This window comes from Alicyclobacillus kakegawensis NBRC 103104 (genome assembly GCF_001552655.1).
Lineage (GTDB): Bacteria > Bacillota > Bacilli > Alicyclobacillales > Alicyclobacillaceae > Alicyclobacillus_G > Alicyclobacillus_G kakegawensis.
On the sequence record NZ_BCRP01000002.1, the window covers coordinates 193,359 to 205,177 of the forward strand.

The window sequence follows — 11,819 nt, forward strand, 5'->3', positions numbered from 1 at the left end:
TTTCACCTCCCCGGGCCAAAGGCTCAAATGACGGAGCATAGTTTATCACATCGGCGTTGCAACCTGCAACAGGACGTGAGGTGAAGCCATTGTCTCGCTACAGGCAGTTGCTTGCGCGCGAACGGGATCGGGCGCAAGCCGTTCGCGTCCAACCGCCGGACGGCTGGCCCGGGCTCGATTTGGCTCTTGAGGCCCACGAACTGGCCCGCGGCGGCGATGCCAACATCCCCGGCGTGGACCTGGTGGAAGAAGAGCCTTATGAGGATATCCACGTCTCTCGTGTGCACGTGCGCACCAAGCAAGGGGAGCGGCGGCTGGGCAAGCGCAAGGGCAGGTACGTCACCCTGGAAGCTCCGGGCCTGCGCCGCCGCGATCCGGATCTGCAAAACCGGGTGGTCGAGGTATTACGTGACGAGTTTCGCGCCTTGCTCAAAATTGACGACAAAGCCAGCGTCCTGGTGATTGGCCTCGGCAACGCCAACGTCACCCCCGACGCGTTCGGGCCGCTGGTTGTCGAGCGGCTGTTTGTCACCCGTCACCTGTTCCGGTTGATGCCGGAATTGCTGGATGAGGGGTACCGCACTGTGGCGGCAGTGGCTCCGGGGGTGCTGGGTGTAACCGGCATTGAAACCCTGGAGGTGGCGCGCGGGGTTGTTGAGCATGTGCAGCCGGACTTGGTCATCGCCTTGGATGCGCTAGCTTCCCGCTCCCTGTCCCGTGTGCATTCGACGATTCAGATTGCCGACAGCGGCATTCACCCCGGGTCGGGTGTGGGCAACCACCGCCGTGAGTTGACGGCGGAGACACTTGGTGTGCCTGTGTACGCCATCGGCGTCCCGACCGTGGTGCAAGCGTCGACCATCGCCGGCGACTGTTTGGAACGGCTGCTCGACCGGTTGCGACAGTCGGTTCCCGGGAACGCGGCCAACCAGATTTTTGATCAATTTTCAGCGTTGGAAAAACGTCAGATGGTGGACGAGGTGCTGGCGCCGATGGGCGACAACCTGATGGTCACGCCGAAAGAAGTGGACGAGTTCATCGAAGACATCTCGCAATTGGTCGCCAAGGCGTTAAACCTGGCCCTGCATCCGGAGATGACGATGGAGGAAGCGGACGTGTTGACACACGGATAGGTCCAGGGCGGTGCGAGGCCGCCAGGCCCGCCCCGCGGACAGGGTGGGCCGTTGGCTCAAGCCTCGCTGGTTCCTGACTGTTGATAGTGAGCGGCCAGGTCGAGGACGCGGCTGACATACTGCTGCGTCTCCGCATAGGGTGGCACACCCTGGTACGCTTCGACGGCACCTGGGCCGGCGTTGTACGCGGCTAGCGCCAACCGCACGTTGCCGTCAAACCGGTTGAGAAGCTCGGCCAGGTAGTGGGTTCCGCCCATGACGTTCTGCACCGGGTCGAATACATCGGTCACCCCGAGGGCGCGCGCCGTCGCCGGCATCAATTGCATCAACCCGGCCGCGCCGCTGTGGCTCACCGCATCGCTGTTTCCGCCGGACTCCTGCTGGATGACGGCACGGATAAGCGGCGCAGGCACATGGTAGCGGGCGGCGGCCGCATCCACAATCGAATTCAGGCCGGCTCCGAGGTTGGGCCCAGCAGTGCCATCGCCAGTCGATGAACCGGTGTTCGTCCCGCCCGTCGCCCCCGTGGTCAGGGCCGAAGCGCCATCCGCTGGATTGTGGTCCGGGTTGGACGGAACTGCGGCGCCCATCAACGCGGTCAACCACGTCGCCCATGTGGAGTCATTGGCTGGACCCGCCAGGTCTGGGTTCAATGGGCTGGCGGGCGAGACTTCCCCATCCTGCCCGATGCCTTCATCCAAGGGCGAGGTCTGCGCACTTTCCAGCATCGCCAGCAAGAGCATCTGCACCGCGGTGGACAAGGCGCTCGATCCGGACGTCGGCGAGGCTTGGTCGAGGCTGTCTTCCTCTGGTGGCAGGCTTGGCAACGCGCTGAGCGATTGCGCCAAGAGGGCGGCAAACGCTTCTGTGTTTCCACCGGTGCCGGCGCTGACGAGCGGTTGCGACGCCGTGCTGGCCTGCACAGAATTGACGCCGTTCACACGAACCCCCCTCTCGTGGTTTCAGCCGGCAGCGGAACCGCTGCGGGCAAAGCCCTGATTTATTCGACATTCCTGATTCGACATCCTTCATTCGACATCCTTCGCGGCGAACCCTGCCAGCCTTACCTATCATCATTCGGCATGGCCTCGCTAGAATCATAAACTTATGGCTGGCGCGTATACATGGTGGCAAGAAGCGATGTTCATCGGCTGGGACAAGCCGGCGCACTGTCCCCGCGGGTGGGCGTGAAGCGGGGGATGAAGATGAACGACGAACTGGAGTCCCTGTGGCGGACGGGCAAACGCCTGTTGGCCGCAGTCGTGTTTGTCTGCCTGTTGGTTGGAGCGGGATCGGCCGTGCTCACCGCCTTGGCGGCCGGCATCAACTCTCTCTCCCAGTTCTCGGCGGGCCGGGGGCCGTCCGCGTCGGCATCGGCGCCCGCCAGCACCCAGCCTGGGGCGTATGCCAACGCAGCAGCAACGGTCAGCAACGCGGTCACAGGCGGGAGCGACGGCGCTGTTTCCGCGACGGAATCGGCCGACGGCCAGGGGGCATCCACTCTCGGGGGCGCGTCTGCCGGCGGCTCGGCGTCCGAGGCCGGGACCGACGCAGGCGCTGGCTCGGTTTCATCGAGCCAGGGAGGAGAATTTTACAGTCCTGTTGGCGAGGCGATTGATCAAGGAGGGGTCGTGTTGGGGGATAAAGTTCAGCAGGGGTTCGGGCACCTGTTGGGCAGCGTCTTGCGCGCGCTGTTCTTCGAGCAGCCGGCCGGCACAGCGGGCGGCAATGGGGATGCGGGGGCACTGTCGGACACGGCGGCCGGGCGGTCGCATGGCTGACGACCACGCCGGACCTTGGACTGATTGGGAACTGACCGGGCCCGACCGCGTCAAGCGGGCGCGTTGGCTCTCCCAGGCGATTGCCTGGGAGACCGCGAGCCTCATCTGGATTGGGGCCGAATCGGTGCTGAGCCTGTGGGCGGCGCGGCGCCACGGTGGGATGGCCTTGTCCGCCTTTGGCATCGACAGCGCGATTGAGCTTCTCTCCGGGCTGTGCCTGCTGGCGCGGCTGGTGTGGGAATGGCGCCGTCCAAAAGATGCGCGTGCCGTCGGCGTCCTCCCCGTGGAGCGGGCGACCGCCGTGGTGGTGGGGGCCTGTCTCCTGGTGCTGGCCCTGTGGATTGCGTGGGGCGCCGGAGCCGTGACCGCCCTGCGTTCACGCTCTTCGCCGAGTGCGCTGGGGCTGGCGGTTGCGGCAGTGTCAAGCCTCCTCACGCCCTGGTTGGCCGGGGCGAAACGCCGGCTCGGGCGCCAGTTGGACAGCGCGGCCCTGCGCGCGGACGCGGCCTGCACCTTAACCTGCGCGTTCATGGCCTGGCTGCTTTTGGGCGGGCAGGCGCTGCAGCGCGTCGGCGGCTGGTGGTGGGTGGATCCGTTGGCGTCCGCGGCGATTTGTGTCCTCATCCTTCACGAGGCCTGGGAGTCGCTGGAGGCCGGACTGTGGCGCCGACACGGCCACGGGCATGGTCATGGTGTGGTATAATCTCCTTCGTACTTTGTGCGGGCGTCCGGCAGGGGTGTGCACCCTGGCTGGACGCCCCAGGCGGAGATGGAGGAGGGTGCACGGTCCGTGCCCGACAACCAGTCCCATGTGCAAGAGCGCATCCGCAACTTCTCAATCATCGCCCATATCGACCACGGGAAGTCCACACTGGCGGATCGCATCCTGGAACTGACACACACCGTCAGCGAGCGAGAGATGCAGGACCAGCTGCTTGACCAGATGGACCTTGAGCGGGAACGAGGCATTACCATCAAGCTGCAGCCGGTGCGGCTTATCTATACAGCGCGGGATGGAAAGGAGTACATCCTGAATCTGATTGACACCCCTGGCCACGTCGACTTTACGTACGAAGTCTCGCGCAGCCTGGCCGCTTGCGAAGGGGCGCTCCTGGTCGTCGACGCGGCGCAGGGCATTGAGGCTCAGACACTGGCCAACGTCTACTTGGCGCTGGAGAACAACCTGGAGATCTTGCCGGTCATCAACAAGATCGATTTGCCGAGCGCGGACCCGGAGCGGGTCAAACGGGAAATCGAAGACGTCATCGGTCTGGATGCCAGCGAAGCGGTCTTGACCTCCGCCAAGACCGGGGTTGGCGTGGCCGACGTGCTCGAGCAAATTGTCGCCAAGGTGCCGCCGCCGACGGGGGATGCGGACGCTCCGCTGGAGGCGCTCATCTTCGATTCCCATTACGATCCGTACCGGGGAGTGATTGTCTATGTGCGCGTCGTCAACGGGGTGCTCAGGCCAGGCATGCGGGTGCGCATGATGGCCACCGGTGCGGAGGTGGAGCTGACCGAGGTGGGCGTGTTTCGACCGGCCCTGACGCAAGCGGACCAGCTCGGCCCGGGCGAGGTCGGGTATTTGGCTGGCGCCATCAAGGACGTGCGCCTGACGCGCGTCGGGGACACGGTGACGTCGGCCGAGCGCCCGGCGGCGGTGCCCCTGCCCGGGTACCGGCGCATCAACCCGATGGTGTTTTGCGGGTTGTACCCGGTGGACAGCAACGACTTTCAGGACCTGCGGGAAGCCTTGGAGAAACTCGGTCTCAACGACGCGGCACTCAGCTTTGAGCCGGAGACCTCAAGCGCCCTCGGGTTTGGTTTCCGCTGTGGCTTTCTGGGGCTGTTGCACATGGAAGTGGTGCAGGAGAGGTTGGAGCGCGAGTATGGCTTGACGCTCATCACGACCGCCCCCAGCGTGGTTTACCATGTGTATCAGACTGACGGCAGCCGCAGGGAGATTGACAATCCAAGCGCCATGCCGCCGGCCGACCGCATCGACCGGGTAGAGGAACCGTACGTGAAGGCTTCGGTGATTGTCCCGAACGACTTCGTGGGCCCGGTCATGGAGCTGTGCCAGGAGAAGCGGGGCGAGTTCCAGGACATGCAGTACCTGGATTCCACCCGGGTCACGCTGGTCTACGAGCTGCCCTTGGCTGAGATTGTCTACGACTTCTTCGACCGGCTCAAATCGTCCACGCGCGGGTACGCCTCCTTTGATTATGAGCTCATTGGTTACAGACCATCGAATCTGGTGAAGATGGACATTCTGCTCAACGGGGAGGTTGTCGACGCCCTCTCCTTCATCGTGCACCGTGACAAGGCGTACGCGCGCGGGCGGGCGCTGTGCGAGAAACTGAGGGAACTGATTCCGCGGCAGATGTTCGAGGTGCCGATTCAGGCGGCCATCGGAAACCGGGTGGTCGCTCGCGAGACGATACGCGCCATGCGCAAGAACGTCTTGGCCAAGTGTTACGGCGGCGACATTACACGCAAGCGCAAGCTGTTGGAAAAACAAAAGGAAGGCAAGAAGCGGATGAAGCAAGTGGGCCGCGTGGAGGTTCCGCAAGAAGCCTTCATGGCCGTCCTGAAGATGGAGTGATGAAAGGGTGACCGACACCCGGGCTGGGGTTGGACCCCATCGGCAGCCGCCGGCGGCGTCGCTGTACGTTCACATCCCGTTTTGTGCGAGCCGCTGCTTCTACTGCGACTTCACCACCTACGTGGCGCCGGCGACGGCGCGACAGGCGTATCTGGAAGCCCTGTCCAAAGAGTTGGCGTTGTTGGCCGCGGAGGTGCGCACGCCGCTGGAGACCGTGTTTTTCGGAGGCGGCACGCCGACGTTGCTCGACAGCCGGCAATGGGACGAGCTGTTGACCAGTTTGCGCCGCGCCCTGCCCATCTCTGACCATGCGGAAATCACCGTGGAGGCCAACCCGGGCACGGTGGACCTGGAGAAGCTGCGGGTATTGGCCGGGCACGGGGTCAACCGCATCAGCTTCGGCGCCCAGACCCTGAACGACAGGCTGCTGCTCGCCATCGGCCGTCTGCACGACGCGGACACCGTGTTGCGCAGCATCGATCAGGCGCAGCGGGCCGGTTTTTCGCGCATCAATGTGGATTTGATGTTGGGCCTGCCGGATCAATCGATGGCAGACGTGGAGGCTTCGCTGCGGACCATGGCCGATCTCGGCGTCGAACACCTGTCCGCCTATTGGCTCAAGGTGGAGGCGGGGACCCCGTTCGCCGATTGGCTCGACCAAGGACTGCTCAATCTGCCCGGGGAAGACTTGGAGGCTCAGATGTATGAAAGGGTGCGTGAATACCTGACCGCGCAAGGGTACGTCCACTACGAAATCAGCAACTTTGCGAAACCGGGTGGTCAAGCCAGGCACAACCTGGTCTATTGGCGCAATTACGCCTACCTGGCAGCCGGTGTGGGAGCGCACGGCTATGTCGGTGGCGTCCGCTACGAGAACGTAAAATCCCTGGCTGCATACAGCCAGATGCTGGCCGAGGGACGCCGGCCGATTCAGGAGTCGCAAGTGGTATCCGCGCAGGAGGCGGCGGAGGATACGATGATGCTCGGACTGCGTCTGGCGGAAGGCGTGGCCGACGCGCGCTTCCGGAGCCAGCACGGGTGCGGCATCCGCGACGCGTTTGGCCCGGTGGTCAAACGGCTCATCGATCTTGAATTGGTGGAGTGGCACGGAGCGAGCCTGCGCCTGACCCGCCAAGCCTGGCCGGTGGCCAACCTGGCGTTCGCTCCTTTCGTCGGCGCGCTGACCGGCGCCGCATCCGCCTGAGCTGCGCAGGCCGCCTGTGGTCCCGCGGGAATTGACAATCGTCGAGGCATTTTGCTATTGTCAAGATACGATTTAGCACTCGATCGATGTGAGTGCTAATGTGGGATGCTCGTCGGGTTGCAGTGAATCCTCGGGAGGAGGCGATGGCGGTGCTGACTGACAGACAGAAGCTCATCCTGGGCGCCGTTGTCGAAGATTATGTGTTCTCTGCCGAACCCGTAGGGTCTCGAACCTTGTCCAAGCATGAACGGATCCGTTATAGTGCGGCGACCATCCGCAATGAGATGGCTGATTTGGAAGAAATGGGGTATCTTGCGCAGCCCCACACGTCTGCTGGGCGAGTTCCGTCCCAACGCGGGTATCGGTTTTACGTGGACCATTTGATGATGCAGACCGAGATCGACGCCCAAACCGTCCAGCGTCTGCGCGAGGTGTTCCAGCAGCGCATCGACGCGGTCGAGCGGATGATACAGCAGACAGCGGTAGTGGTCTCGCAGTTGACTTCATACACATCGATTGTATCAGGCCCGAGGCGGAACTCGGAACGAATCCGCCAGGTGCAGATTATCTCTCTGTCGCCGGGGAGCGCGGTCGCCATTGTGGTGACCAACGCAGGGACGGTGCACGACAGGCCCATCCGTCTGCCCGACGACATGTCGGCGCAGGAATTGGAGCGGTTGGTCAATCTGCTGAACAGCAAGTTGGCCGGAAGCCCGCTGGCCTATATGAAATCGACCCTGTACCAGGAAATCGCCACGGATATGGCCGGTGTCCTGGAGCATTACGAAGGCGCTCTGGGTGTCCTCGATGAATTGCTGCGGGTCGCCGAGGAGAAAAAGGAGCCTGTGTTTGTCGGCGGGGCCATCAACGTCTTGGCGCAACCTGAGTTTCACGATGTCGAGAAGGCGCGGCCGTTGCTGGCTCTGTTGGAACAGGTAGACGCGCTGTACAGTGTGCTGCCGGACGAAGAAGGCGGCATTTCGGTGCGCATCGGCGAAGAAAACGCCGTCCCGGCGCTGCAGGATTGCACCGTGATTGCAGCCACGTATTCCGTCGGTGGACAACCGGTCGGCCGTATTGGCGTGCTCGGTCCCACCCGCATGAACTACGCGCGTGTGATGCAGATCCTTGATTACGCCGCCGGGGCTTTGACAGACACTTTGCAGCGCCGATTGGGCTGACACGGGCGATGCTCGAGGGGGATGGACATGACAGCCAACGAAGCACAGAACGAGGAACAGGGGACCCAGGAGACGACGCCGGAAACGTCGCAGGCTGACCTTGGGCACGACGAGGGCACCGACGCTGCAGTCGGGGCGCAGGTGGACGAAGCCGCTGCACAGGACGCGGACGCCGCGGCGGATGGGGCCGGGGATCAGGCCGAGCCGGAGGTTGGGGCGGATGCTGACCAGCCGGCGGCCGTTTGCCAAGAGGTGCAAGAACTGCGCGAGCAAGTGCAGGATCTGCGTGATCAACTCCTGCGAGCGCGCGCTGATTTTGAAAACTATCGCCGGCGCACGCGCCAGGAGATGGAGGACCTGCGGAACTTTGCGACCCGCCAGTTGCTGGCCGATCTCCTGCCGGTGGCGGACAACTTCGACCGGGCGCTCGGCGCGATGACTGGCCAGGCCGAGGTGCGGGAGGGCGTCGAGATGGTATACAGGCAGCTCTTGGCCCTGCTCGCCAAGCACGGTGTCGAGGCGATGGAGACAGTTGGCCAAGCGTTTGATCCGAAGATCCACGAAGCTGTCATGCAGGAGCCGGCGGGTGACCGCGAGGTAGGCATCGTCGCGGAAGAACTGCAAAAGGGGTACTTGCTGCACGGTCGCGTCTTGCGGCCCGCGATGGTCAAGGTGACCGTGTAAACTGTAGGCTTGTTGAACCTGGGCGCAGGCGTCTGCCCCAGGGGTGTTTTTGTGCTGTGTGCCGTACGGAGAGGCCCGCGCGGGGCCGTCAAGTTGTCGAGGACAGAGGAGGACGCGTGACATGGCAAAAGTCATTGGAATCGATTTGGGCACCACGAACTCGTGTGTCGCGGTGATGGAGGGCGGCGAGACGGTCGTCATCCCGAACGCGGAGGGAAATCGGACCACTCCGTCGGTGGTGGCGTTCTCGAAAGACGGCGAGCGGTTGGTGGGCGATGTCGCGAAGCGTCAGGCTATCACCAACCCAGACCGAACTATTATTTCTATCAAGCGCCATATGGGCAGCGACTACAAGGTGCGGGTGGACGACAAATCGTACACGCCGCAGGAAATCTCGGCGATGATTCTGCAGAAATTGAAAGCCGACGCCGAAGCGTACCTGGGTGAGCCGGTGACGCAGGCGGTCATCACGGTGCCAGCCTACTTCAGCGACAGTCAGCGGCAGGCGACCAAGGACGCCGGCAAGATTGCCGGCCTGGAGGTGCTGCGCATCGTCAACGAGCCAACCGCCGCGGCGCTCGCCTACGGACTGGATAAGGAAGACGACCAAACCATCCTGGTGTACGACCTGGGCGGCGGCACGTTCGACGTGTCGATTCTGGAGCTGGGCGAAGGCGTGTTCGAAGTCAAGGCGACCAGCGGCAACAACCACCTGGGCGGCGACGATTTTGACCAGCGCATTATGGATTACCTGGCCGACACGTTCAAACGCGACACCGGCATTGACCTGCGCCAGGACCGGATGGCGATGCAGCGCCTGAAGGACGCCGCCGAGAAGGCGAAGAAGGAGCTGTCGTCGACGCTGACGACGACCATCTCGCTGCCGTTCATTTCGGCCGACGCCAGCGGCCCCAAGCACTTGGAGGTCAATCTCACGCGCGCCAAGTTCGAGGAGTTGACCGCCGATTTGGTGGAGAAGACGCTGGGACCGACGCGCCAGGCGCTGGAGGATGCCGGCTTGACCGCGGCGCAGATTGACAAGGTCGTGCTGGTGGGTGGATCTACGCGCATTCCGGCGGTCCAGGAGGCCATCAAGCGGTTGATTGGCAAAGAGCCGTCCAAAGGCGTCAATCCGGACGAAGTGGTCGCCATCGGCGCGGCGATTCAGGCGGCCGTGTTGACGGGCGAGGTCAAAGACGTGGTCCTGCTCGACGTGACGCCGTTGTCCTTGGGCATCGAGACGTTGGGCGGGGTGTTCACGAAGCTGATTGAGCGCAACACCACAATCCCGACCTCGAAGAGCCAGATCTTCTCGACCGCCGCGGATAACCAGACGTCGGTGGAAATCCACGTCCTTCAGGGCGAGCGTGAGCTGGCGCGCGACAACAAGACGCTTGGCCGCTTCACCCTCAGCGACATTCCGCCGGCTCCGCGGGGTGTGCCGCAGATTGAAGTCACGTTCGACATTGACGCCAACGGGATTGTCAATGTCTCCGCTAAGGACTTGGGAACGGGCAAGAGCCAGCGGATCACCATCACCTCGTCCAGCGGCTTGAGCAAGGATGAGATCGAACGCATGGTCAAGGAGGCGGAGTTGCACGCCGAGGAGGACCAGAAGCGGCGCGAGCAGGTGGAAATGCGCAACCAGGCTGACCAGCTGCTGTATCAAACCGAGAAGAGTCTGAAGGACCTTGGGGACAAGGTGGACGCCGATTTGCGCAAAGAGGCGGAGGAGAAGCAGCAGAAGCTGCGCGACGCGCTGAACGGAAGCGATGTGGAGGCCATCCGGAAAGCTTCCGACGAGTTGACCCAGGTGTTGCACAGGCTCTCCACCAAGCTCTACGAGCAGGCAGCCCAGACAAGCGCATCCGGAGCCAGCGGCGCGTCGACCAGCGCCAACAGTGGGTCGTCGGATAACGTGGTGGACGCTGATTACAAAGTTGTGGATGAAGACAAGTGACCAATCGGGCTTGGCGCGTGCAAACACCGAGAGCCTTCGAAAAGGGCATGGCAGCGACTGGCGGCCGTTTGCCCTTTTCGACTGTCGGGAGAGACTGGGGAAGCGGAGGATAAGGCGTGAGCAAGCGAGACTACTATGAGGTGTTGGGTGTCGACCGCAACGCCTCCGCAGACGAAATCAAAAAAGCGTATCGTCGGCTCGCTCGCAAGTACCATCCGGACGTCAACAAGGACGACGCCGACGCCGCCGAAAAGTTCAAGGAGGTCTCCGAGGCCTACGAGGTGCTGTCGGATCCGCAAAAGCGCGCCCGTTACGACCAATTCGGCCACGAGGACCCAGCCCAGGGGATGGGCGGAGCGGGCTTTAGCGGGGCAGACTTTGGGGGCTTTGGCGACATTTTCGACATGTTCTTTGGCGGCGGTCGCAGCCGCGGTCCGCACCGGGGCGACGACTTGGAATACGAGCTGCAGATTGACTTTGAACAAGCGGCGTTCGGCGTCGAGGAGGAGATTTCGGTCCCACGCACCGAGACCTGTCCGACGTGTCGCGGGTCCGGGGCGCGTCCAGGAACCCGCGTCGACAAGTGCCCGGTATGTAACGGCACCGGGGAGCAGCAAAGCGTGGTGGACACCCCGTTTGGCCGCATGGTCAACCGTCGCGTCTGCACCGCCTGTCGCGGCCGCGGCGTCCGGATTCAACATCCGTGCCCGGATTGCCAGGGTCAGGGGCGGAAGCGAGTTCGCCGCAAGGTGAAGGTCAAGGTCCCGGCTGGCGTCGACACCGGCAACCGCCTGCGCATCCCCGGAGCGGGCGAGAGCAGCCCCGACGGCGGGCCGCCGGGGGATCTGTACATCGTCATCCAGGTGCGCCCGCACAAGCTGTTTGAGCGCGATGGAACCAACGTGTACGTGGACGTCCCGCTCACCTTCGTGCAGGCGGCGCTGGGGGATGAGATTGAGGTGCCGACACTCGACGGCCCGGTCAAACTGCGGATCCCGGAGGGGACGCAGACGGGGACGTCGTTCCGCTTGCGCGGTCGCGGGATTGTGCGCCTCAACAGCCATCACCGTGGGGATCAGCATGTGCGGGTGCACGTCATCACTCCCACGAATTTGACGGATCGTCAACGGGAATTGCTGCGGGAGTTGGGCAAAGAACTGGGAGAGACACCGAACGAGCAGTCGCGGACGTTGATTGAGCGGATGAAAAGCGCCCTGTTTGACAACTGACGCGGAGCATGACCGGCAGGGCCGGACAGGGCAGGAAGGATG

Annotated in this window: 10 protein-coding genes; 9 read left to right on the top strand and 1 reads right to left on the bottom strand. The window is 63.4% G+C overall.

Annotated features, from left to right (window positions below):
- Positions 1-80: 80 nt before the first annotated feature.
- A complete protein-coding gene (gene gpr / locus AK2_RS02435) occupies positions 81-1,133 on the top strand; it encodes a GPR endopeptidase (protein WP_245632729.1) in 1,053 nt (350 codons plus the stop codon).
- A 56-nt stretch (positions 1,134-1,189) separates the two neighbouring features.
- On the opposite strand, the gene AK2_RS02440 is transcribed toward gpr, so the two are convergent.
- On the bottom strand, positions 1,190-2,074 hold the full coding sequence (locus AK2_RS02440; protein ID WP_067931016.1) for a lytic transglycosylase domain-containing protein: 885 nt from the start codon (positions 2,072-2,074) through the stop codon (positions 1,190-1,192).
- Between the two features lie 264 nt (positions 2,075-2,338).
- Here AK2_RS02440 and AK2_RS17050 point away from each other — a divergent pair, with 264 nt between their 5' ends.
- The 8 genes from AK2_RS17050 to dnaJ all read left to right on the top strand — a co-directional run bounded on the left by AK2_RS17050 (position 2,339) and on the right by dnaJ (position 11,777).
- A complete protein-coding gene (locus tag AK2_RS17050) occupies positions 2,339-2,914 on the top strand; it encodes a hypothetical protein (protein WP_067931019.1) in 576 nt (191 codons plus the stop codon).
- On the top strand, positions 2,907-3,617 hold the full coding sequence (locus AK2_RS02450; protein WP_067931022.1) for a cation efflux transmembrane domain-containing protein: 711 nt from the start codon (positions 2,907-2,909) through the stop codon (positions 3,615-3,617). Before AK2_RS17050 ends, AK2_RS02450 begins: the two co-directional genes overlap by 8 nt.
- A gap of 87 nt (positions 3,618-3,704) precedes the next feature.
- Positions 3,705-5,519, top strand: coding sequence for a translation elongation factor 4 (gene lepA, locus AK2_RS02455; protein ID WP_245632730.1), 1,815 nt, complete (start codon positions 3,705-3,707; stop codon positions 5,517-5,519).
- A gap of 7 nt (positions 5,520-5,526) precedes the next feature.
- Entirely contained in the window at positions 5,527-6,723 is a 1,197-nt protein-coding gene (hemW, locus tag AK2_RS02460) for a radical SAM family heme chaperone HemW (protein ID WP_067931028.1), read from the top strand.
- A gap of 149 nt (positions 6,724-6,872) precedes the next feature.
- On the top strand, positions 6,873-7,904 hold the full coding sequence (hrcA, locus tag AK2_RS02465) for a heat-inducible transcriptional repressor HrcA (RefSeq protein ID WP_067931189.1): 1,032 nt from the start codon (positions 6,873-6,875) through the stop codon (positions 7,902-7,904).
- 27 nt (positions 7,905-7,931) lie between these two features.
- Positions 7,932-8,588 (top strand): nucleotide exchange factor GrpE, encoded by a 657-nt coding sequence (gene grpE / locus AK2_RS02470; RefSeq protein ID WP_067931030.1) that lies wholly within the window; start codon positions 7,932-7,934, stop codon positions 8,586-8,588.
- A 121-nt stretch (positions 8,589-8,709) separates the two neighbouring features.
- A complete protein-coding gene (dnaK, locus tag AK2_RS02475; RefSeq protein ID WP_067931033.1) occupies positions 8,710-10,548 on the top strand; it encodes a molecular chaperone DnaK in 1,839 nt (612 codons plus the stop codon).
- A 116-nt stretch (positions 10,549-10,664) separates the two neighbouring features.
- Complete coding sequence (gene dnaJ / locus AK2_RS02480; protein WP_067931037.1) at positions 10,665-11,777, top strand: molecular chaperone DnaJ; 1,113 nt, start codon at positions 10,665-10,667, stop codon at positions 11,775-11,777.
- Positions 11,778-11,819 lie beyond the last annotated feature (42 nt).